The 23,218-nt window shown below is 66.5% G+C and carries 15 protein-coding genes; 14 read left to right on the top strand and 1 reads right to left on the bottom strand.

Features of this window, described 5'->3' with window-relative positions:
• The first annotated feature begins 10 nt into the window (after positions 1–10).
• From murD to asnS, 14 genes are all read left to right on the top strand, one after another.
• Complete coding sequence (gene murD / locus RMP10_RS04565) at positions 11–1,441, top strand: UDP-N-acetylmuramoyl-L-alanine--D-glutamate ligase (RefSeq protein ID WP_310569230.1); 1,431 nt, start codon at positions 11–13, stop codon at positions 1,439–1,441.
• Between the two features lie 20 nt (positions 1,442–1,461).
• Positions 1,462–2,643 (top strand): FtsW/RodA/SpoVE family cell cycle protein, encoded by a 1,182-nt coding sequence (locus RMP10_RS04560; RefSeq protein ID WP_309670976.1) that lies wholly within the window; start codon positions 1,462–1,464, stop codon positions 2,641–2,643.
• A complete protein-coding gene (locus RMP10_RS04555; protein WP_310569229.1) occupies positions 2,640–3,767 on the top strand; it encodes a glycosyltransferase in 1,128 nt (375 codons plus the stop codon). The genes RMP10_RS04560 and RMP10_RS04555 overlap by 4 nt, the downstream gene beginning before the upstream one ends.
• Positions 3,768–3,788: 21 nt before the next feature.
• Complete coding sequence (gene murC / locus RMP10_RS04550; RefSeq protein WP_309670973.1) at positions 3,789–5,243, top strand: UDP-N-acetylmuramate--L-alanine ligase; 1,455 nt, start codon at positions 3,789–3,791, stop codon at positions 5,241–5,243.
• Positions 5,243–6,007, top strand: coding sequence for an FtsQ-type POTRA domain-containing protein (locus RMP10_RS04545; protein WP_310569228.1), 765 nt, complete (start codon positions 5,243–5,245; stop codon positions 6,005–6,007). Before murC ends, RMP10_RS04545 begins: the two co-directional genes overlap by 1 nt.
• Positions 6,004–7,257: a cell division protein FtsA gene (gene ftsA / locus RMP10_RS04540; protein ID WP_309670970.1), complete on the top strand. Its 1,254-nt coding sequence runs from the start codon at positions 6,004–6,006 to the stop codon at positions 7,255–7,257. The genes RMP10_RS04545 and ftsA overlap by 4 nt, the downstream gene beginning before the upstream one ends.
• A 119-nt stretch (positions 7,258–7,376) precedes the next feature.
• Positions 7,377–10,358 carry a M14 family zinc carboxypeptidase gene (locus tag RMP10_RS04535; protein WP_310569227.1) on the top strand — a complete coding sequence of 994 codons (2,982 nt, stop codon included), beginning with the start codon at positions 7,377–7,379 and terminating at the stop codon, positions 10,356–10,358.
• 450 nt (positions 10,359–10,808) lie between these two features.
• Positions 10,809–12,065, top strand: a complete 1,257-nt coding sequence (gene ftsZ / locus RMP10_RS04530; RefSeq protein WP_310569226.1) for a cell division protein FtsZ — start codon at positions 10,809–10,811, stop codon at positions 12,063–12,065.
• 146 nt (positions 12,066–12,211) lie between these two features.
• Complete coding sequence (locus tag RMP10_RS04525) at positions 12,212–13,357, top strand: M23 family metallopeptidase (protein ID WP_310569225.1); 1,146 nt, start codon at positions 12,212–12,214, stop codon at positions 13,355–13,357.
• Between the two features lie 71 nt (positions 13,358–13,428).
• Positions 13,429–15,321, top strand: coding sequence for a hypothetical protein (locus RMP10_RS04520; protein WP_310569224.1), 1,893 nt, complete (start codon positions 13,429–13,431; stop codon positions 15,319–15,321).
• A 46-nt stretch (positions 15,322–15,367) separates the two neighbouring features.
• Complete coding sequence (gene ftsY / locus RMP10_RS04515; protein ID WP_310569223.1) at positions 15,368–16,297, top strand: signal recognition particle-docking protein FtsY; 930 nt, start codon at positions 15,368–15,370, stop codon at positions 16,295–16,297.
• The gene (gene recG, locus RMP10_RS04510) at positions 16,297–18,426 is read left to right on the top strand and encodes an ATP-dependent DNA helicase RecG (RefSeq protein WP_310569259.1); all 2,130 of its coding nucleotides are present in this window, start codon (positions 16,297–16,299) and stop codon (positions 18,424–18,426) included. The genes ftsY and recG overlap by 1 nt, the downstream gene beginning before the upstream one ends.
• Positions 18,427–18,518: 92 nt before the next feature.
• A complete protein-coding gene (locus RMP10_RS04505; RefSeq protein ID WP_310569222.1) occupies positions 18,519–21,041 on the top strand; it encodes an ATP-binding protein in 2,523 nt (840 codons plus the stop codon).
• A 30-nt stretch (positions 21,042–21,071) separates the two neighbouring features.
• Positions 21,072–22,373: an asparagine--tRNA ligase gene (gene asnS, locus RMP10_RS04500; protein WP_309670963.1), complete on the top strand. Its 1,302-nt coding sequence runs from the start codon at positions 21,072–21,074 to the stop codon at positions 22,371–22,373.
• Positions 22,374–22,432: 59 nt separating this feature from the next.
• Here the strand turns inward: asnS and mazG are convergent, their stop codons facing one another.
• On the bottom strand, positions 22,433–23,206 hold the full coding sequence (gene mazG / locus RMP10_RS04495; protein ID WP_310569221.1) for a nucleoside triphosphate pyrophosphohydrolase: 774 nt from the start codon (positions 23,204–23,206) through the stop codon (positions 22,433–22,435).
• Positions 23,207–23,218 lie beyond the last annotated feature (12 nt).

The raw sequence follows: 23,218 nt of genomic DNA, 5'->3' as shown, positions 1-23,218 counted from the left end.
GAGCGAAGCCATGGGTGACGTACGGCCGCCGCAGGAACTCGCCTCGATCGTCGCGCGACGTCTCGCTGAACGACGGGGAGAGTTCGCCGTGGTCGGTCTCGCCCGTAGTGGGATCGCCGCCGTGCGTCTGCTGCGCGCCGCCGGCTGCTCGGTGTACGCCTCCGATGCGTCCACGTCAGAGGCCGTGCGTAGCGCCGGAGCGATGCTCGAACGCGAAGGCGCCAGCGTCGATGTCGGCGTGCACAATGTGCAGCGGATCGCGCACTGCTCGGTGCTGGTGGTCAGCCCCGGCATCCCGCCCACGGCGCCGCCGATCCGCGCCGCGCTCAGTGCGGGCGTACCCGTCGTGAGCGAGGTCGAAGTCGCGTTGCGTTTGCAGCCGGCGCTGCGTTACATCGCGGTCACGGGTACCAACGGCAAGACGACCACGACGGCGCTGATCGGTCATCTGCTTCGCGCGCTGGGACACGACGCCGCCGACGTCGGCAACATCGGCACGCCCGTGTCCGAGCTGGCGCTCCTCAGCGCGCCGCCGGCCTGGGCGGCGCTCGAACTGTCGTCGTTCCAGCTGCACGACACGCCCGGTATCATGCCCGACGTTGGTGTGCTCACCACGCTCAGTCCCGATCACCTGGATCGCTATGCCGGTGTGGCCGAGTACTACGCCGACAAGAAGCGACTCTTTGCGAACGCCGTGCTGCCGTCGCAGTGGGTGACCACCGCCGACAGCGCCGACGTCGGCGCCTTGGTCGCTGGCATCCCGGGGCATTGGCACCGCTTCTCGGTGCATCGCACCGACGTGGACGGGTTTTACCATCGCGGGTCCGGCATGCTGCACCTGTTCGGCGAACCGTTGGTGGCGCGAGACAGGCTGACCCTGACGGGCGATCACAACGTCGCCAATGCACTCGCGGCACTGCTGGCCGTCATGGCCGCCGATCCGTTGCATCGCATTCCCTCGGCGCGTGCGCAACTGGCCGCAGCCATCGGGACCTTCGGCGCACTGCCGCACAGACTCGAGCCCGTGGTCGATCGCGGCGGGATTCTGTGGCTCAATGATTCCAAGGCTACCAATATCGACTCCACCAAGGTCGCGTTAGCCAGCATGTCGCGGCCCACCATCGTGCTCTTGGGCGGGCGTCACAAGGGAGAGTCGTACACGGCGTTGGTGCCCGAATTGCTGCGCACGGCCAAGGTCGTACTCGCGTACGGTGAGGCCGGCGCGCTGATCGCGAGCGATCTCGAAGCCCCGTTACACGGACGCGTGCTGGTGGAGCATTGCGGCTCCGACCGCTTCGAGCAGGTGATGACGCGGGCGCGTGCGCTCGCGGTGGCCGGAGACGTAGTGCTCTTGTCACCAGCCTGCTCCAGCTACGACATGTTCAACAACTATGAAGAGCGCGGTCGCGAGTTCGCGCGGTTCGCGGGTGCCATGGCGTGAGTGAGCGCGGGAGTGGCGTAATGAGCGGAACCATGACGGGCACGCGGGAACGCTGGCGCATGTCGCTCGAGGCACGAGCGCTGTTGCTCGTGACCGCCGTGCTCGTGTCATTCGGGCTGGCGGTGTTGTACAGCGCCAGCGCGTTGCAGGCGATCTCGGCGAACAGTCCGGGACATTTCTTCGTGCTGCGTCAGTTCACCGGCGTGGTGGTGGGCGTGGTGATCTTCGCGATCTGCGCCAAGGTCGACGCCGAGATCTGGCGAAAGTACGCATGGCACATCATGGGCATCAGTCTGCTGCTCATGTTGATCGTGGTGCTGCCCGGCATGGAAGCGATCTCCCGAAAGGTGTACGGCTCGCGCCGGTATCTCTTCAACGGCTCGTTGCAGCCGTCGGAGTTGGCGAAGTTCGCGGTGCTGGTGTGGACGCCGATGCTGTTGGTGAAGAAGGGTGCGGCCGTGAAACAGTTGGGCAAGGGGCTCATGCCGTTCGCGGTGGTCATCGGGGCGCTCAGTCTGTTGGCGATTCTCGAGCCTGACATTTCGGTAGCCATGATGTTCTGTCTCACCATGGCGGTGTTGTTGTTCGTGGGCGGCGCGCGCGTGTCGCACTTTCTGTTGTTCGGTGCGGTCGGGTTGCTGCTCATCGGCTTTCAGGCCTCGCAGAGTTCCTACGTGCGAAAGCGCGTGGAAAGTTTTCTCTCGAAAGAGCAGGAGTCGACCACGCGGTCGGCCACGGCCGATCAACAGTATCAGTCGTTTGTCGCGGTCGGGTCGGGCGGCATTGTGGGCGTTGGCTTCAGCCAGGGCAATCAGCAGCGCGGATGGCTGCCGCTCGCCTACAACGATTTCATCGGTTCGATCGTGGGCGAAGAGTTCGGATTTCTCGGACTCGGCGGGCTGACCCTCGCCTTCGCGCTGTACGGCTGGCTCGGCTTCCGCATCGCGCGGCGGGCACGAAGTCCGTTCACGGCGCTGGTCGCGATCGGGATCACCTTCGTGACCGTCTTCACCGCGTTCATTCATCTTGGCGTGGTGATCGGCCTATTGCCGAACACCGGACTGACCTTGCCCTTCGTGTCGTACGGACGCTCCAACCTCGTGCTGACACTGGCGATGACTGGCATCCTCGTGAACATCGGCAGCGATCGCGAGCGCGTGTACGGCGCCAGTGCGACCGATCCCTTGATGGCGATGGCATGACGTCGTCTCGCGCGACCCGTATCTTCTTCGCGGGCGGCGGTACCGGTGGGCACCTGTACCCCGGCCTTGCGATCGCGCGGGCGTTGGTGAAGCAGGCACCGCACGTCGAGCCGCACTTCATCGGTGCGCGCCGCGGCATCGAACGCGATGTGCTGCCGACCACGGAGTTCGGCTTCACGCTGCTCGACCTGCACCCGCTGTATCGTCAGGCGCCGTGGAAGAACTGGCGTACGATCGTGGGCGCCATCGGCGCGTGGCGCGAGATCACGCACCTGGCGGCGCCGAACGCGCCTTTGGCCGTCATCGGCACTGGCGGGTACGCGGCGGGCGTGGCGTTAGCGTGGGGGCGCGCGCGCGGCGTGCCCATCATGCTGCACGAACCCGATTCGCATCCGGGGCTGACTACGCGCACGTTCGCCAAGGGCGCGACGTCCCTATTCCTTGGCTTTCCTGAAGCGGCGACTCGGCTCTCGGTGGGCGCGAACACGCAGGTGCTGCCGTTGGGATGTCCGATTGAGCCGCCACCGGCATCGCCGCGATCGCGAGCCGAGGCGCGAGGCGTGTGGGGACTCTCGGACCACGCGTTCGTTGTGCTCATCGTGGGCGGCAGTCAGGGAGCACGCGCGTTGAACGACGTGGTCGCCGCCTGGACGGCGCAGGGACTTCCCGAGGGCGTCGCCGTGATCTGGGCCACCGGAAAACAACAGGCGGCGGCCTACCTCGACCGTGAATCAGCAATGGTGCGGGTGCGTCCCTATCTCGCGCCGATCGCAGACGCCTATGCCGCCGCCGATCTCGCGGTCACGCGCGCCGGCGCGATGACGATCGCCGAATTATGTGCGTGGGGCATTCCGTCGCTGTTGGTTCCATTGCCCAGCGCGGCGCAGGATCATCAGACACACAATGCGCAGGCCACGCAGGCCGTGGGCGCCGCGCGATATGTGCCGCAGCGCGACTTTACCGTGGCATTACTTGACGACGCCGTGCGGTCGCTGCGGGACGACCCGGCGGCACGGGCCGCCATGCACCACGCCGCGCTGCAGCGAGCCCGACCCGGTGCCGCCGCCGACATCGCTCGATCGGTCATCGTGACCCTCGGCCTCGATGCCGTGGGGATCGGCTGATCGCGTCGCCATATTGTAGCCATGTCTGCGCCGCATCCACGCCCCGATAACGCCGAATCCGGCGCCCGCGCTCCGTCGTTGACGGCCGCCATTCTGCTCGATCGCATCGACCCGCGTCCGGTGCACTTCATCGGAATCGCCGGTGCCGGCATGAGTGCGCTGGCTGAACTGCTTGGCCGTCGTGGCGTGCACCTTCAGGGCACCGACGCGAATCCCGCCGGCGCGCCCGATCTCGCGCGCTACGGCATCGCCGTCGCCGCGCACGATGCGGCACTCGTGCGCGGTGCACGTGCCGTGGTCTATTCCTCCGCGATCAGCGCGACGCACCCCGAGATGGTCGCGGCGCGTGCCGCCGGCATCCCGCTGGTGCGACGCGCCGAAGCGCTGGCCGATGCAGTCAGCGGCGGGACGCTGGTCGGGATCGCCGGCACGCACGGCAAAACGACCACGACCGTGATGACGACTGAAGCGCTCACCGCCGCCGGTCGCGAACCCACCGGCGTGGTGGGAGGACGCGTGGAGCTCTGGGCGGGCAATCTGCGCTTGGGCGGCGACACGTACGTCGTCGAGGCCGATGAATACGACCGCTCGTTCCTCGCGCTCGATCCGGCCGTGGCCGTCGTTCTGAATGTGGAAGCCGATCATCTCGACATCTATCGCGATCTCGACGACATCATGCGCACGTTCGAGCAATACCTCGCACCGGCGCGCGTTGTCGTCCGATGCGCCGACGATGACGGGGCGATGGCCCTGCGCGTTGCGTCGCGACACGAGGTGATTGCGTACAGCGCCACGGTGCCAGGTACGGCGCCGTCGAGGCACGCCGATGATGCGCGGCTGGTCGCCGGCGACCTGGTGCTCGATGCGATGGGCTCACGCTTTCAGGCGCGTTTCGACGGCGAAGACCTGGGCCGCGTGCAGCTCTCGGTGCCGGGGCTGCACAACGTGCGCAACGCGCTCGCTGCGCTCGGCGCCGGACTCGCGCTCGGCTGCTCCGTGGCAGCCATGGCACCGGGACTGGCTGCGTTCCGCGGCGTCGAGCGTCGGTTTCAGCGACTGGGATCAGTGCACGGGGTCGACGTCGTCGATGACTACGCGCACCACCCGACCGAGGTGCGCGCCACGATCGCCGCGGCGCGTCATGCGTTCCCTGGCCGTCGGCTCGTGCTCGCGTTTCAGCCGCACTTGTATTCCCGCACGCGCGATCTGCAGGTCGATTTCGCCGACGCGCTGAGCGCTGCCGATGTGCTGTTGCTGTGCGACATCTATGGCGCCCGCGAGGCGCCCGATCCGACCGTCACGTCGGCGCTCATCGGCGATCGCGTCACGGCCGGTGTGATGCAGTGGCACGGCCCGCGAAGCGAAGCGGTGGCCGCGTTGCGGGCCGTGGTTCGAGAGGGGGACGTGGTCGTGACCATGGGCGCCGGCGATATCACCAAGACGGGCCCCGAACTGCTCGAGGCGCTGCGCGGCTGATGGCCACCGCGGCGTTCGATCCCACCACGCCGTCGGCCAGGAAGGCGTCGCCGACGACGACACCGAAGGCGGCGCGGCCCACGTGGCTGCGCTGGGTTCGCGGTGTTGGCTTTGTGCTGGCGGTCGGTGTCGGGGTGGGCGCGCCGTGGTGGGGCCCCCTCGCGCTCGCGCGGCTCGACTACTTCCACGCCCGTCGCGTGGTGTTCGAAGGCGTACGTTACGCCCGTCCGACGGAGCTGGTCGCGCGGCTCAACGTGGACACGCTGCAGTCGGTGTGGCAGCCACTGGAGCCGCTGGTCGAGCGCCTCGGGGCACATTCCATGGTGGCGTCGGTGGTCGTCGAACGGCAACTGCCGGGTACCCTCCTCATCCGCGTCGTGGAACGCGAGCCGGTGGCCTACGTGCCGCGCAAGGGACGACTCGAGCCGGCCGATGCGACCGGGCGCCCCCTGCCGATCGACCCCGCGCGCTATCCGCTGGACGTGCCCGTGGCCGCCTCCGCCGACAGTTCGCTCCTGCACCTGTTGGACGGTCTGCGCAAGGACGCACCGCGACTCTATGCCCGTGTTTCGCACGGCGAGCGGGCCGGAAAGGAGGAAATGCGCTTCAAATTGGGCGGCGTCACGGTACGAACCACGTCCGACGTGACCGTAGCGCGCTTCAAGGACATATTACCTGTGGAAGCGGACCTCGCGCGGAATCATCTGCGTGCGGTGGAGCTCGACCTCCGCTTTCGTGACCAGGTGATCGCCAGACAGCCATGAATTCCGAACCCATTGTCGCCGCCCTCGATATCGGCACCGCGCACACCACCGCCATCGTCGCGGCGGTGCACGGCGATCTGCCGCGCACGCCGACGTTGCGCGTGCTGGGAGTGGGGAACACCCGCACGATGGGCCTGCGCCGCGGTGTCGTCTCCGACATCGAAGAGGCCACGCACTCCATTCGGAAGGCGGTGGAAGAAGCCAGCCGCGTGGCCGGCGTGTCCCCCGAATCGCTGTACGTCGGCATCGCCGGCGAGCACGTGCGTGCGATGTGTTCCACGGGCGTGGTGGCGATCAGTGGCAACGAGATCATGCGCACCGATGTCGATCGCGTGAATGAAGTCGCGCGCGCGATGGCGATTCCGCAGGACCGCGAACTGCTGCACGCGATCCCGCAGGAGTACCGCGTCGACAAAACCGACGGGATCCGCGATCCCGTCGGCATGATCGGCACGCGCCTCGAAACGGAGATGTACCTCGTTACGATCGGCAGCTCGCCCGCCATGAACCTACGCAAGAGCATCGAACGCGCCGGATACAAAACGCGCGAACTCGTGCTCGAGCCGCTGGCCAGTGCGTTGGCCGTGCTCACCGAAGAAGAGAAAGAGCTCGGCGTCATCCTGCTCGAGCTCGGTGCCGGCACGACCGATCTCGCCGTGTTTCACGAGGGGAAGATCCGACATCTCGGCACGATCCCGTTTGGCGGCAACGCCGTCACGAGTGATCTGGTGCAGGGACTCGGCATCACGAACAACGATGCCGAACAGCTCAAGGAAGCTTACGGCTGCGCGTACGAGCCCATGGTCGACGCCGAACAGGTGATCGCCATGCCGGCGTCGGCGTCGCACGCGGAACGGCACATCTCGCGCGAACTGATGACGCACATCATTCATCAGCGCATGGACGAGATCTTCGACAGGGTGCAGCGCGAGGTGCAAACCGCAGGCTTTGCCGGCCGCTTGAATGCCGGCATCGTGCTCACCGGCGGTGGTGCAGCGCTCGAAGGCGTGAGCGAGCTCGCCGCCGATGTGTTCGGGCTCGGTGTGCGCGTGGGTGTACCCGGCGACAAGGTCGGTGGACTCGTGGAGCAGATCGCCGAGCCACGTTTCGCGACGGCCGTCGGTCTCGCGCTCTACGGCGCGCATCGCGTGGCGCTGGGCGGTGTGATCGCGCGCCGACCGTCGCTCACCGGCGCCGGCGTCGACAAGCTGGCGACGCGCGTGAAGACGTGGTTGCAGGATTGGTTCTAACGGAACAGCGAAGTAGAGAGTAAGAGGTACGGGGTACGGAGACGGGTGTCTCGGTACCCCGTAGTCGCTTAACGCTACTCCCTACTCCGTACTTCTTACTCCTTACTGTCGGAGCTTTCGTGATCGACGTCGGTCTCTCCCGTTTCCGAGCCGTGCGCCAGGTGCTTACGCGCCACGCGCTTCTGCTCGGATTTGCGCCCTTCGCGTCACTGGCTGCCCAGCAGCTCACGACCGAAACGCGCGATCCCAATCAGAAGCAGGATCCGACGTTCACGCAGAGCTACCAGGAGTGGCTCGCCAATCCGAAGCACGGCAGCCCGCTGGTGGATCACCTGCCACTGGTGGCGGGCATCCCGACCCCGCGCGATGTGCTCGGCTACCACATCGGCGCGCCGCGCAAGCTCACGTACTACGCCGATCAGCTGAAGTATTACCGCGCGCTCGCTGCAGCGTCGCCGCGGGTGAAGATCGAAACCATCGGTCGCTCCGACGAAGGTCGTGAGCTCGTCGTGGTCTGGATCTCGTCGGAGGCGAATATGCAGCGCCTCGACCAGAACCGGAAAAACCTCGCGAAGATCGCCGACCCGCGCGGCATGACCGAGGCCCAGGTGAAGGCGGTGCTGACCGATACGAAGCCGCACTACCACTTCATGGGCGGCCTGCACAGCGGCGAAACCGGTCCGTCGGAAATGCTGATGGAACTGGCGTATAGGCTGGTGACCGAAACATCGCCGTTGATCAGCCAGATCCGTGAACAGCTGTACGTATCGATGACGCCGGCGGCCGATGCCGACGGCCGCGATCGCAACGTCGACTGGTTCTTCCGCGGTCTCGACATGGCGGCAGCCATTCCGGCGCCGGCGATCACTCCCGCCGTGGTGCCGGCTCCGCCCGCGACCGCAGTGGTCGCCGGCGATACCACGCGTCGGGTGCCCGCCGCCGTGCCGGCACCGGGTGGTGGTGGTGGCTTTGGCGGCGGCGCGGGCGTGCCGTACTGGGGCAAGTACGTGTACCACGACAACAATCGCGACATCAACATCAAGCTGGTGCAGATGCGCGCGATCATCGATTGGTACTTCACGGCGTATCCGCCGATCATGCACGATCTGCATGAAGCGCAGCCGTTGTTGTACACGTACACCGGTGGCCCGCCGCAGAATCCGAATCTCGATCCGATCCTGTTCGCCGAGTTGCCGTGGTTCGGCAACTGGGAGATGGCGCAGATGACGAAGTGGGGCATGCCGGGCGTGTACACCCACGCCTTCATGGACGGCTGGTCGCCCGGCTATCTCGGATCGGTGGCGTACAACCACAACGGTCTCATGAAGATGTACGAGACGCAGTCGGGTCGTGACCTCGACAGCACGGCGATGGCCAACGCGCGCAACGGCACGGCGTCTGCCGCGCCCGCTGCAGGTGGCGGACTTGGTGGCGGTCGCGGCGGCGCGGTACCGACCGGTCGTGGTGGCGCACAGGATCGTGAGTGGTATCGCGGCAATCCGATCGGCTTCAACGATATCGCCACGTTCACGCGGCGCTCGAACACGAACTACATGCAGACCGGCGTGTTGTCGGCGCTCCAGCTGGCGTCGATGTTCCCGGCCACCGTGCTCGAGAACTTCTACATCAAGACGCGCAACAGCATTGAAGAGGGCAAGGTCAAGGCGCCGTACGGGTTCGTGATTCCGCTGCAGCGTGACATGACGCGCGTGGCCGAGTTCGTGAATCTGCTACGCGTCCAGCGCATCGAAGTGGGGCAGGCCACGGCGCCGGTGAAGGTCGGGGCGATCACGTATCCGGCCGGCTCGTATGTCATCAAGCGCGATCAGCCCTACGGTCGTCTCGCCAAGAATCTCATCGAGCGGCAGCAGTATCCGGACGCCCGCCTGAACACGTACGACGACAGCGGCTGGTCGATGGGGCTCGCGATGGACGTGGATGTCGTCGAAATCGCCGATCCCAGCATTTTGAAGGCCGCCGTATCACCGATCGACAAGATCGTGCTGAAGGGCAACACACGCGGCAGCGGCAATGCAGCCATCGCCGTGGCGCACACCGGCTCGAACAACATGGTCACGTTGCGCTATCTGCTGCGCACGGTGCCGATGAAGGTGGCCGAGCAGCGCTTCGCCGCCGGCGACACGACGTTCCCGGCCGGTTCGTTTGTGATCGATGGCAAGTATGCGCCGCGGGTGCGTACGCTGGTGGATTCGCTGGGACTCACCGCCGCCATGCTGGGCCGCGCACCGTCGGTATCGATGCACGACGCCGATGTGCCGCGGGTCGCCATCTACTCGCAGTGGACCGGCACGCAGAATCTGGGCTGGTATCGTCTCACGTTCGACGAGTTCAAGATTCCGTACGACTTGGTCTACAAGGAGCGCGTGGTGCAGGGGAACCTGCGAAAGGACTACGACGTGATCCTGATGGCCGAGCAGAACCTGAGCCGGCAGACGGTGATGCAGGCGCCGGCCGCACGCGCGCAGCCGTATCTCAAGAACGACAAGTACAAGTTCCTCGGCATGTACGGCGAGACGAAGGATCTCACGGGCGGCTTCGGTCAGCCCGGCGTCGATGCAGTCGCCGCGTTCCTCGCGTCGGGTGGTACGCTGATCGCGATCGGCGAATCCGCGCGTCTGCCGATCGAGTTCGGTTGGGCGCGAACGGTCGATAAGACCACCGTGCCGGGGCTCACGTCGCAGCGTCCCCTGGTGGAAGCCACGATCACGCGTCCGGAGCATCCGGTGTTCTACGGCTTCGGCAAGACCGTGATCCCGGTGAAGTACGTGGGCGGCACGCCGTTCAAGGTCGGAATCGCCGACGAAGGGAATGTGCTCGCGCGCTACGTCGGCGGTGACAAAGCGGTGCTCTCGGGTCTCATGACGGGCGCCGACTCCCTGAAGTCGCGGCCGTTCGCCGTGGACGTGCCGGGCGCCGTGAAGGGCAACGGTCGTGTGATCATGTTCGCCAACAACCCGATCTACCGGTGGCAGAACCACGGCGAGTTCAACATGGTGTTCAATAGCATCATCAACTGGAACGACGCCGGTGGTGCGGCGGACGCCAAGCCGTCGGCGGCAACGGCACCGGCGGGCCGATAAGGTCGCGCATTTGACGCAGACCCGCTGAACTGATCAGACGGAGGCGAAGAGAAAAAGAGAAAAAGAGACCGGGCCGCCCAATCCAGTCGCCTCCTTTTCTCTTTTTCTCCTTTGCTCTGTGTGATCAGTTCAATGGCCCCATTCGCGAATGTCACAAGCCGTTCCATGCGGCGAATATGTGGATAAAATCGGGCCTGTTTCACGCCGCCCAAAGTCGTGACGAATCCGTCCAACTTCAACGGATTTCACGGGTTGCGCTGCACTCTCGAATGTGTATTCTAGGGAAGCTTTCGCATCATGCGGCATGATCTTCCACATTCCCGAGAGTCCGTGCGCGGACCGCCAACGTTGGCGGAGCTCGCTGCAGAGGATTCGTGGCGACCCAGCCTGCTGCCGGGTTGCTGTGCGAACCACCCTGAGCCCGCAAAGCCCCGTATGGAGCTCCCCCGCATGACCTTCGAGTTCGAAGAGAGCGCTTCCCAGAACGCCCGCATGAAAGTCGTGGGCGTGGGCGGCGGTGGCGGTAATGCCGTCAACCGCATGATCGAGGAACACCTCGAGGGCGTCGAGTTCATTTCGGTGAACACCGACGCGCAGGCGCTCATGAATTCCAAGGCCGACGTCAAGATTCAGATCGGCAAGAAGCTCACGCGTGGACTCGGTGCTGGCGCTCGCCCGGAGATCGGGCGGCAGGCGATCGATGAAAACCGAGAAGACACCAAGCGCGTGCTTGGCAACGCGGATCTCGTGTTCGTCACCTGTGGTATGGGTGGCGGGACGGGCACGGGCGCGGCTCCCGTGATCTGCGAGCTGGCGCGTGAAGCGGGCGCGCTCACCGTCGGCATCGTCACGCGGCCGTTCCTGTTCGAAGGACGCAAGCGGATGCGCCAGGCGGAAGAAGGCATCGCCGAGATGCGCAAGCACGTGGACACGATGATTATCGTGCCCAACGAGCGACTGCTCGCGGTGGTCGGCAAGGGCATCCCGTTCCATGAGGCGCTCAAGAAGGCCGACGAAGTATTGCTGCACGCCACGCAGGGCATTTCGCTGCTCATCAGCGAAACCGGCCTCGTGAACGTCGACTTCGCCGACGTGCGCACCGTCATGCAGAACGGCGGCTCGGCGCTCATGGGCACGGGCATCGGCCGCGGCGAGAACCGCGCCATGGAAGCCGCCCAGCAGGCTATCGCCTCGCCGTTGCTCGACAACGTCTCGATCTCCGGCGCCACCGGCGTGCTCGTCAACATCACGGGCGGCGAAGACCTTACCCTCGGCGAAGTCACGCAGATCAACGACATCGTGCACGACGCGGTCGGGGACAACGCCGAGATCATCTTCGGCGCCGTGCATGAGCCCGCCATGATGAACGAGATCCGCGTTACGGTCATTGCGACCGGATTCGACCGGCAGATGCAGGGAGGCGCCGGCAACGGAGTCGTCCGTAATGTGCCGCTCGGCACAACGAGCCCTTCCGCTGCCAATCCGCCCGCTGCATCTTTTCCTCCTGCAGCGGCGGCCAAGTCCCCTGCGGTGCTGCCGTTCCCTACGAGGGACCGGCCCGCTTCGAGACCTGTGGCCGCCCCCGCTCGTCCTGCTTGGGAAGGCGCGCCGCCACGGCCGTCTCGCGTTCCTCCGATCTCCCCGTCGCCAAGCACTGAGCTAGACGACATGGAAATCCCGACGTTCATACGGAGACAGATGGATTGACCAGCGCTCGCGCACGGCTCCTGATGGCTACCCTTTGTGCCGGTATCGGAGCCACCGCAATTGCGTTGGGACGTCCTGTCCCCGAACGCCCCGCAGCGACAGTGCTCGCTGCGGGGTCTCGTGTTTCTGTCGCGTCCAAGTGGCGCGTGCGCGTCGACACCGTCAAGCGGGGGGAGCCGCTCGTGGCCGTGCTGGAACGCGCAGGCGTCCCGCGCGACGAAGCCGCCCGTGTGTTGCGCGAGTCGCAGGCAATCGACGCCCGGAAGATCCGCGCCGGCACCACGATCACCTCTACGGTCAGCGCGGATTCCGGCGCCTCCGAGGTCGTGCTGCAGCTGGCCATCGATCGCTTGGTGCGCTTCACACGCTCCGCCACGGGCGGTTCGCGGTCCGGATGGCTGGAGAAAGAAGAGACGCTGCCTTGGACCACCGACACGGTCGTCGTTGGCGGCGTGGTCTCGTCCACGCTGACGGGAGCCATTGCACAGGGTGCCGATGCGTTTCCGGCCAATGTGCGCAATGAAGTCGCCTACGCGCTGGCCGACATTCTTGAATACCGCGTCGACCTGAGCCGCGATCTGCGCGAAGGCGATACGATCAAAGTGCTCATGGAGCGCCAGCGCGCGCCGAATGGGGCTGTCCGACCCGGCGACGTCATCGCCGCCCGGCTCACCGTCGATGGCCGTCGCGTGGAAACCATGCGATTCGCGCAGGGCAGCAAGAGCGCGTATTTCGATGGAGAAGGCAAGTCGATGCGAGCCGCGTTTCTGCGGGCACCGCTCGCTTTCCGGCGCATCTCGAGCGTGTTCGGCCTGCGTCGCCATCCGATCCTCGGCACCGTGCGCGCGCACCAAGGGATGGACTATGCCGCCGCCCGCGGCACCCCCGTCCGCGCGCTGGGCGATGGCGTCGTGATCTTTGCCGGCTGGAAGGGCGGGTATGGTCGCGTGCTCGAGATTCGGCATCGCAACGGCTTCGTCACGCGCTATGGCCATCTGAATGCGTTCGCCCCTGGCATCCGTCGTGGCACCACGGTCTCGATCTCGCGTACGGTCGCGTTCGTGGGCACCACGGGGCTGTCCACCGCACCTCACCTGCATTTTGAAGTGCTCGTGAACGGTAAGCACCGCGATCCGAGGGTCGCCCTGCGCAACGTGACCGGTGAGCCGCTCGCCTCAGGACAGCGTGCGAGCTTCGACGATCTCAGGGCACGGCTCTTCGCCCGTCTCGATGGCCCCCGCGCCGCGAGCACGGCGGCGGCGCCGGTGATCACGCGCGTCGCCGGCGACTGAACTGATCGGCATCGTTCCGCGTAAAGGGCAAAGAGGCTTCGGCTTCTTTGCCCTTTGCCCTTTCTCCCATCGTGCCGATCAATGACGTTACTGTCGTGATTCGCTGGATACTTGCCCTCGCACTCGGCGTTGCCGCGGCCTGGCTCGCCTACGGGCGTGTCGGAACGCTTGCGCGCTCCCGTGCGATCATGCTTGGCGCCTTGCGCGCCCTCGCCGTGACGCTCGTCGCGGCCATTCTGTTCGGCGCCCCCTCGGCGCCACCCCGCCCGGCAACGCCCCTGGTGGCGATCGACGTCTCTGCCTCCTCGCGTCGCGCGGTCGGTGACGAGAACTCCGTGGTCAACGCGTGGCGCGAGCGCCTGGCCGCGACGGCCAAGCGCGATGCGCCCGGCGCCGAGGCCTTCGTGATCGTTGGCGATTCCATTCGCGACATCAGCGCCTCCGACATCGCGACGCTGCGGTCCGATGATCAAGGTTCGCGTGTGCGCGCCGCAGTCGATCGGGCGGCCTCGCTCGGGCGTCCGCTGGTGCTGCTCACCGACGGTGAGGTGGATGATGCCGAGTCCCTCGCCGAAGCCCCGACCGGCTCGCGCATTCGCGTGCTGGCGAATGCGCCGCGCACCGACGGCGCGATCGCCGAGATGGCAGTGCCGACGAGCGCCACAGCGGGCGATACGATCACGGTGGCGGCAACCATCACTTCCGGTGCCACGGCGACGCCACAGGCGCAGTGGCGCGTGATGGTCGATGGTGTCGCGCCGGCTACGCTCCCTGTGCCGGCGTTGGGTGCGCTCACCTCCACGCGCGTGACCGCCACCATCGCCCTGCCGCGCGGTGCGCGTTCGGCGATCGTGCGATCGGTGGTGCTCGTTCCCGGTGACGCCGAACCGCGCAACGACACGCTGTCCAGCACGATCGACATCGGTGACCGCCCTGCGGCGGTGTTTGTCTCGACCGCGCCTGACCTCGATGTGCGCGAGGCACTGGTGGTGCTGCGCGGCGCCCTGAACGTGCCGACACGGGCCTTCCTGCGCCTCGCACCCGGTGTGTGGCGGGTGGAAGGCTCGTTGGCGCCGATCAGTGAGGACGACGTCAAGACGCAGGCCGGGGCGGCAGGGATGCTGATCGTACATGGCGATACGGCGTGGCGTCCGCGCGCAGCGGTGCGGAGCGCCACCGGCGCGAAGGCGCTCTGGATTCCCGCGCCGCCCACGGCGATCGCGCGGGCCGGTGAAATGGCACGAACGCCCGAGTGGTATGCGTCAGGCGTGCCGGCGTCGCCGTTGGCCGCCGCACTCGCCGGCTTGCCGCTCGATTCCTTGCCACCCCTCACGCTCGCCGGCCCGGCGCGTGGCACCATGCCCGTCCTGACGGCGCAGTTGGGGAAGCGAGGCGAGGCGGTGCCGGCCATCGCCGCGCGCATCGAGAACGGTGTGCGCACCGTCGTCGTCTCTGGCTCGGGATACGCTGGCTGGGCGCTACGCGGCGGAAGGTCCGCTGAGGCGTTCGGCGCGTTGTGGGGCGCCATCTTCGACTGGTTGGCCGCTGGACGCGGTGATGTGCGTGCGGCGCGGCCAATGGCGTCACTGATGCGTGCCGGTGATCCGGTGGCGTGGCGCCGCGGCGGGGCCGATTCGGTCGTGGCCGTGCGACTCAGCCGCCGTGGGGACAGCGTGGTCGATTCACTCACGTTGCGATTCACCGGCTCGAGCTTCGAAACTACCTCACCCGCGTTGGCCGCTGGGGTGTACGATGTGCAGGCCGAGGGCGGTCCCAGCGTGTTGGTGGTGAACGCCTCGCGCGAATGGGTGCCCCGTGCCCCCACCGTGCGCGATGGCGTGCTCTCCCGCGGGGCGTTGTCGTCGGATGCCCCGCGACTGGCCGACGCCGGATGGCCCTTCGTGCTCGCCCTGTTGCTGCTGTGCGGCGAATGGATCGGCCGCCGTGCTGGCGGCTATCGCTGATCGTCGCCACTCGCTCGACACTTCGTTTCTCTTCGCCTGGTCAAGAATGGCTCGCCTGTTTCGCCGTAAGGATGAAGCTCCCAAGCGCTCGCTCTGGCAGCGCTTCAAGGACGTTGCGTTCACCGATGTGTCGGTGCTCTTCAAGGGCGTCGACGAGGGATCGCTCGAGACGCTCGAGACGCTCCTGATCGAATCCGATTTTGGCGTCACCACGTCGCTGGCACTGGTGGCGGACGTCGAGTTTCGCGCCAAGCGCGGTGAAGTCAAAACCGAAGCGGAATTCCGTGGTGCTCTGGCCAAGGGCATCGAAGCCGCGCTGCGGAAGGGCAACGCGGATCCGTCGCTGCTCCGTGCCACGACGGGTCCGACGGTGATCCTCGTGATCGGGGTGAACGGCGCCGGCAAGACGACCTTCATCGGCAAGTTGTCGGCGCAATTGAAGAAGGAAGGCAAGAAGGTGTTGCTCGGCGCCGCCGACACGTTCCGCGCCGGCGCCATCGACCAGCTGCGCGTGTGGGCAGAGCGTGCCGGAGTCGACTTCGTGGGCGGCGCCCCGGGATCGGATCCCGCGTCAGTCGCATTCGACGCCGTCGATGCCGGCATGACGCGCGGTGCTGACATTGTCATCGTGGACACGGCCGGTCGCCTGCACACGAGTGACGATCTCATGACGGAGTTGCGCAAGATTCATCGCGTGATCATGAAACGGCTTCCCGACGCTCCGCACGAAGTGCTGCTCGTGCTCGATGGCACGATCGGCCAGAACGCGCTCTCACAGGCGCGGACCTTCTCGGCCGCCGTGCCGGTCACGGGCATCGTGGTCACGAAGCTCGATGGCACCGCCAAGGGCGGCATCGTGGTGGCCGTGCACGAGGCGCTCAACGTGCCGATCAAGTTCGTCGGACTCGGCGAGCAGATCGGCGACCTCGAGCCGTTCGATGCGGGAGACTACGCCAAGGAGCTGGTGGAGGCGTGATGGCGTTCGGCGGCGATCGTGACCCGCAGGAGCGGAAGCGACGTCCGCCTGCGCGTCCGGCGCCGCGGCTCACGCTCGACACGCCGGTCACGTATCTCAAAGGCGTCGGTCCGGTGCGCGCCGAGCTGCTGGCACGACTCGGCATCACGATGGCCGGCGATCTGCTCCGCCACGTGCCGCACCGCTACGAAGATGCCAGCACGGTCACGCGCATCGCGCAGGCTGTCGTCGGCGCCGATATCACGGTACTCGGCCAAGTGATCGCCAAAGGCGTGCTGCCCACCCGCAAGGGGCTGCGGGTATTTCAGGCCGTCGTGCAGGACGCGAGCGGGATGATCGAAGTGGCGTGGCCCGGGCAACCGTTCCTCGATCGCACGATCAACAAGGGCGACTGGTTGCTCTGTACGGGGCAGGTCCGCTTCTTCCACGGCCGCCGCCTGCAGCCGCGCGAGTTCGTGAATCTCGGGCCGGAAGAAGAAGGCACGAACGAAGGACGCGTGCTGGCGGTCTATCCCAGCACCGAGGGCCTCTCGGTGCGCGTGCTGCGCGCCATGGTGCAGCAGCATCTCGATCAGCTGCTGCCGTTGGTGCAGGAAACGCTGCCGCGCGAGATCTTGGCGCAGGCCGACGTGCCGCCGTTGCCGGAGGCGCTGCGACTGGTCCATCGCCCGACGTCGGTGGCCGAAGCGCTGCGCGGACGCGCCCGGCTCGCGTTCGAAGAGTTGTTGTGCGTGCAGTTGCTGCACCGGAAGGCGAATCAGGTGGCGCGCGAAGCTCGTGGCGGAACCGCGTTCGTGAATCGTCGCGATCTGACCACGAAACTCCGCGCGGTGCTGCCGTACACGCTCACGGGCGCGCAGGTCCGGGCCATTCGCGAGATCGTGGCCGACATGGCGAGTTCGCGGCGCATGCATCGCTTGCTGCAGGGCGATGTGGGCGCCGGCAAGACGGTGGTCGCGGTGTTCTCGGCGCTGCTGGCCATGGAGAACGGCGCTCAGGTCGCGCTGATGGCGCCCACCGAGTTGCTGGCCGAGCAACATGCGCGAAGTATTGGCGCGCTCCTCGCTCCACTCGGCATCACCCCCGTGTTGCTCACCGGGCGGCTAGGGGCTAAGGAGCGCCGCGCCGCGCTCGCGCGTCTGGCCGACGACGGGCCCGTGCTCGCGATCGGCACCCACGCGCTGATTCAGGGTGACGTGGCGTTCGCCAACCTCGGCCTCGCGATCATCGATGAGCAGCATCGGTTCGGTGTCGAGCAGCGCGCGACGCTTGGGTTGAAGGGCAAGGCGCCCGACGTGTTGCTCATGAGCGCGACGCCGATTCCGCGTTCGCTGGCGCTCACGCTGTACGGCGATCTCGATGTGAGCGTGCTCGATGAACGCCCGCCGGGTCGACACCCGATCACCACGGTGGTGCGTCCGGAATCGGGACGGCCGAAAGTGTTCGAGTTCGCCAACACGCAGCTCGAGGCCGGACGCCAGGTGTATGTGGTGTATCCGCTCATCGAGACGTCCGAGAAGATGGAGCTCAAAGCGGCCACGGTGATGTTCGAGGAGCTTGTCAGCGGGCCATTCGCCAAGCGGCGGGTGGCGCTGCTACATGGGCGACTTCCGGCCGACGAGCGCGATGCGATCATGCGCGCGTTCCGCGATGGCGAGGTGGACGTGCTGGTGGCCACGACGGTCATTGAGGTGGGCATCGATGTCGGCAACGCCACGGTCATGATCATCGAGCACCCGGAGCGATTTGGTCTCTCGCAGTTGCATCAGCTGCGCGGCCGGGTCGGGCGCGGCGCGGAGCAATCGTACTGCATTCTGTTGGGCGATGTGGGGGCCGAGGCAGCGGAACGTCTCGGGTTGTTCGCCGGAACCGAAGACGGGTTCGAGATCGCGCGGGCCGACCTGCAGCTGCGCGGCATGGGTGACTTGTTCGGCGCCAAGCAGCACGGGCTACCGGCGTTCCGGATCGCCGATCCGCTCCGAGACGAGGCGCTCAATGAGACGGCCCGGATTGTGGCCGAACGCCTGCTGAAGGACGACCCGGAACTCACGGCCCCGTCGCATCACGGGCTTCGCCACCTCCTGACAGTGGGCTATGCCCGCGCACTGGAGCTCTTTCGGGTGGGATAAGGGGCCGAAGATACGCCGATGCAGACCCGACGCTCGATCGTGTATGTTAGGGAAGCTGAGGGCGATGTCGCCCCACATCGTGGACAGGATCTTTGGCCAGGGACGCCGTGGCGCATGGCTCGGCAGTAGGGTTGCGCGCGGTTCGGGCAGCGCTCACGGCGGGCCTGCTCGGACTAGCCGTCGCTGTTGGGTATGACGCGTGGTATCGCCGCACGCTGGTCGTGCGGGAACGCGAGCGTGTGCGCGCCCAGATGGCGCCGTACGCGCAGGCCCTCGAGAACGCGATCGGCCGTCGTGTCGCACGGTTGCTCGGACTCAAGGACTTCGTGGAGGTGCAGCCGTCGCTCGACGCGCTGAATCGCACGTTCAACACGTTCGCGGCCGGACTGCGCGTTGCCGCACCCGGCATCCGTGCGTTACAGCTCAACCGCAACGGCCGGATCGTGGCGACGGAGCCGATGTCGGACGCGGCGCGGTTGCTCGGCTATGATCTGCTGACGGACCCGCGGTCGGAGCTCGCCGATGGCGTTCGCCGGGCCATGTCATCCTCGAGCGTCGTCGTCACGGGACCGATCGAGCTGCTGCAGGGCGGGCAGGGACTGCTGATCCGACGTCGCCTTGATCGCGTGCCGCCGGCGTTTCCCGACCTCGTGTCGATGGCCGTCGACGTGAAGTCGCTCCTCGAAGAGGCCAATACGATCGCGCCGATGCCGAGGTTACGCGTCGCGTTGCTGGATCGCGCACGCCAGCCGCTCCGCGGCAGCCCGCTCGGTCTCGGCGATCCCGCGACCGTGTCGGTATCGATCATGGATGGCGAGTGGACACTGCTTGGCGTGCCGGTGGATGGCTGGAACAGCGTCGTCGCGCGCGAGCTGCAACCGACGCGCGTCGCATCGGCGGTGATTCTCTTCCTCGTGATGTGCGTGACGTACCTGTTCTTCGGTCGGCAGGCGCGACTCGAGGACGCCGTCGAGGACCGCACGCGCGATCTCGAGCGCGCCAATGACGACCTGCGGAAAGAAGTTCAGGAGCGTGAACGCGTCGAACAGCAGCTGCGGTTGAATGATGAGCGGCTCCAGATCGCGCTCATGAGCGGCAAGATGGGTTTGTGGGGGTACGATCCGATCGCGGGCATTGTCGAGTGGTCGGAGCAGTCGCTCGAGTTGCTGGGCCTCGCCGGTGAAGCGCGGGTGATGACCGGCGATCGATTCCTCGAACTGATTCCGGCGGCGCTTCGCGACACAGTGCGCGACGGCATTGCACGGGCGATGCAGGGGCAAGCAGCGTTCGCCGAATACTCGGTGGCGCAAGCCGATGGGAGCATGCGCTGGCTGTACGTCACCGCCACCCCACTCAACGATGGCGTGCCGCTCGGAGCGCCGAAGCGTATCATCGGCGTCCTTGCCGACATCACCGAGCGCCGGTTGCTCGAAGAGCAGTTGCTGCACTCGCAGAAAATGGAAGCGGTGGGCACACTGGCCGGCGGCATCGCGCACGATTTCAACAATCTGCTCACCGCGATGATGGGATTCGCCCAGCTCGCCGACCAGCAGGCCGCGACGCTCCTGCAGGATGACGCGCCGATCGCCTTGCGGAATGGCATGCGCGATGTGCGGACAGAATTGACCGAGATCCTGAAGGCCGGTGAACGCGCCGCGCTGCTGACGTCGCAGCTGCTGGCATTCAGTCGGCGGCAGAAGGTCTCGCCGACCGAAGTCGATGTGAACGTCGCCGTCCACGACATCGAGCGCATGCTGCAGCGACTCATCGGTGAACGGCTCACGCTCGCCACCCGCACCGTGCCGCAGCCGCTTCCCGTCATGGTGGATGGCGGACAACTGGCGCAGGTACTGGTGAATCTGGTCGTCAACGCGCGCGACGCGATGCCGAATGGCGGCATGGTGCAGGTTTCGACCGACCTCCTTGATCTGGCGTCGTCCGGTGACGCCGCGTATCCCGGGGTGCCGGCAGGCGCCTGGGTGGGGTTAACCGTGCAAGACAGCGGAACCGGGATGTCACCCGAGGTCCAAGCCCGCATCTTCGAGCCGTTCTACACGACGAAAGCCATGGGGGACGGCACCGGCCTCGGTATGTCCACGGTCTACGGCATCGTGCAGCAGGCGGGCGGACGCGTGCTGGTCGACAGCACCCTTGGCGTCGGCACGACCGTCCGCGTGCTCCTGCCGCGGCTGGCGGCTCGAACGGTGCCGGTCGCGGCCGCGCCGACGACGGACCGCCCGGGCTCGGAGCTGATCTTGGTGGTTGAGGACGAGCCGGGGCTCCGCCGCTTGGTGGCGGAAATCCTCAACCGGCGTGGGTACCGAGTCCGGGTTGCCGCCGACGGGATCGACGCCCTCGAGGTGCTCGATGGCGATCGGGCCCTCCCGAGTCTGGTCATCACCGACGTGGTGATGCCGCGACTGGGCGGTCGCGGACTGGCCGAAACGATGACCGCACGCGGCATCCTGATCCCGGTCCTGTTCATGTCGGGCTACCAGGCGGGCGAAGAACTTCCGGACGACGAGACACACGCCTTCGTCCCGAAGCCCTTCACTCCCGATACGCTCATCGCCAAGGTGCGTCAACTCTTGGAGCACGAGCGGGCAACGGTGTAGCTTCACGGCTCTCCTTCAACTCGCCGTCCGATGAACCAATCCAGCACCCGTATCGCCGACCTGAAGCACCATGTCGGCGCCGTCGTCACCGTTCGCGCCTGGGTCACCCACCTGCGCTCCAAGGGCAAGGTCGCCTTCGTCGTGGCCCGCGACGGCACGGGCATTCTGCAGGCGGTGTTGGTGAAGTCCGAGGTGCCGGAGGCGTCGTGGAACGCGTTCGCCGAACTCACACAGGAAGCGTCGGTGGCGCTCACGGGCGAAGTGCGCGCTGACGCGCGCGCGCCGGGCGGATTCGAGATGGGCGTGCAGACGCTCGACGTGATCGGCACGAGCCCGAACGACTACCCGATTCAGCCGAAAGAGCACGGCATCGACTTCCTGCTCGACAACCGCACGTTCTGGCTGCGCAGTCAGCGCCAGGTCGCGATCATGCGCGTGCGGCACGAGCTGGAGCAGGCGGTGCACGACTTCTTCTACGCGCGCGATTTCATCCGCTGCGACACGCCGATTCTCACCGCCGCCATCGGCGAGCGGGCCGGCCTGTTCAGCACCGACTACTTCGAAGAAGGCACCGCCTATCTCGCGCAGACGGGACAGCTCTACGGCGAAGCCCTCGCCGCCGCGATGGGACGCATCTACACGTTCGGCCCCACGTTCCGCGCCGAGAAGTCGAAGACGCGTCGTCACCTTACCGAGTTCTGGATGATTGAACCGGAGATGGCGTGGTACGATCAGGATGACAACATGGATCTGCAGGAAGCGTTCGTGCGCTACCTCGTAGAGCGTGTGCTGGAGCGTCGTTCCGAAGAACTCAAGGTGCTCGAGCGCGACACAGCCAAGCTTGATTGCGTGTCGCAGCCGTTCGTGCGGCTCGACTACGGCGACGCTGTGAAGCTGGCGCAAGGGAAGGGCAGCGATATCGTGTGGGGTGACGACCTCGGCGCGCCCGACGAAGCGCTCATCGTCGACGAGTATCAGCGCCCGGTGTTCGTGGTGAACTATCCGAAGGAAGCGAAGGCGTTCTACATGAAGGAGAACCCGCTCGATCCGCGCACGGTGCGCTGCGCCGATTTGCTGGCACCCGAAGGCCGCGGTGAAATCATCGGCGGCTCACAGCGCGAAGACGACTACGACAAGATCCTCGCGCGTCTCACGCACGAAGGTCTGCCGGTCGAGGCGTACGGCTGGTATCTCGACCTTCGCAAGTACGGCACCTTCACGCATTCGGGTTTCGGGCTTGGCCTCGAGCGCACGATCGCGTGGATCTGCGGCATCGAGCACATCCGCGAAGTGATCGCGTTCCCGCGCATGATGGGCAGGCTCGCGCCATAACAGCGGAGTAGGGAGTACGGGGTAGGGGGTAGGGAGTCGAACTCCGTACCCCCTACTTCTTACCCCTTACTCTGCTGTTGTCCTTCCGTCGCTTTGACCTGATCCCAGTACCGATCCTGCTCCTCCAACGACAGGGCCATGAGCTCCACGCCGTCGGCGGTCGCTAACGCTTCCATGGCGGCGTAGCGTCGCACGAACTTGGCGTTCGTGCGGTCGAGGGCCAGCGCGCCGTGCACGCCCGTCTTGCGTGCCAGATTCACCACGGCGAACAGCAAGTCGCCCAGCTCGGCCTCGAACAAGTCCTGATCGGCCACCGTGCCGTCAGGGCGCATTTGAGCCGCGAGTTCGTCGATCTCCTCGCGCACTTTCTCCAGCGGTCCTAGCGCATTGGGCCAGTCGAAGCCCACGCCGGCGGCGCGATCCTGTAGCCGATGCGCGCGATGCAACGAGGGCAGCCCCGACGGCAGGCCATCTTCGAGGGTGCTGCGCTTGGCCTTTTCGGCCTTCATCGACTCCCAGCTGCGCTTGATCCCGTCCCCGTACAGGTGCGGGTGCCGCGCGTGCATCTTGGCAACGAGTGCACCGGCCACGTCCTGCATCGTGAACGCCCCGCGCTCCTCCGCCACCACGGAGTGGAACAGGACCTGCAGAAATAAGTCGCCCAACTCGTCGCGCAGGGTAGCGTCCTCGCCCTGGGCAATCGCGTCGTCGACCTCATGTGCTTCCTCGATCAGATACGGGCGAAGCGAGCTGTGCGTCTGCACCCGGTCCCACTCGCAGCGGGCCCGTAGATCCCGCATCAGGGCCAGCGCGTCGTCCATCGTCCGTTGCATCGCTTCTCCGTA

It is taken from the genome of Gemmatimonas sp. (assembly GCF_031426495.1).
Classification (GTDB): Bacteria; Gemmatimonadota; Gemmatimonadetes; order Gemmatimonadales; family Gemmatimonadaceae; genus Gemmatimonas.
The sequence above is the reverse complement of the archived record's forward strand: the minus strand, read 5'-3'. Positions and strand labels throughout refer to the sequence as shown.

Excerpts from the sequence above, each read along its gene's own strand:
- mazG (WP_310569221.1), bottom strand. The coding sequence starts at position 23,206 with ATGCAACGGACGATGGACGACGCGCTGGCCCTGATGCGGGATCTACGG.
- RMP10_RS04555 (WP_310569229.1), top strand. The coding sequence starts at position 2,640 with ATGACGTCGTCTCGCGCGACCCGTATCTTCTTCGCGGGCGGCGGTACC.
- recG (WP_310569259.1), top strand. The coding sequence starts at position 16,297 with ATGGCGTTCGGCGGCGATCGTGACCCGCAGGAGCGGAAGCGACGTCCG.
- ftsA (WP_309670970.1), top strand. The coding sequence starts at position 6,004 with ATGAATTCCGAACCCATTGTCGCCGCCCTCGATATCGGCACCGCGCAC.
- ftsY (WP_310569223.1), top strand. The coding sequence starts at position 15,368 with ATGGCTCGCCTGTTTCGCCGTAAGGATGAAGCTCCCAAGCGCTCGCTC.
- asnS (WP_309670963.1), top strand. The coding sequence starts at position 21,072 with ATGAACCAATCCAGCACCCGTATCGCCGACCTGAAGCACCATGTCGGC.
- murC (WP_309670973.1), top strand. The coding sequence starts at position 3,789 with ATGTCTGCGCCGCATCCACGCCCCGATAACGCCGAATCCGGCGCCCGC.
- murD (WP_310569230.1), top strand. The coding sequence starts at position 11 with ATGGGTGACGTACGGCCGCCGCAGGAACTCGCCTCGATCGTCGCGCGA.
- RMP10_RS04545 (WP_310569228.1), top strand. The coding sequence starts at position 5,243 with ATGGCCACCGCGGCGTTCGATCCCACCACGCCGTCGGCCAGGAAGGCG.
- ftsZ (WP_310569226.1), top strand. The coding sequence starts at position 10,809 with ATGACCTTCGAGTTCGAAGAGAGCGCTTCCCAGAACGCCCGCATGAAA.
- RMP10_RS04560 (WP_309670976.1), top strand. The coding sequence starts at position 1,462 with ATGAGCGGAACCATGACGGGCACGCGGGAACGCTGGCGCATGTCGCTC.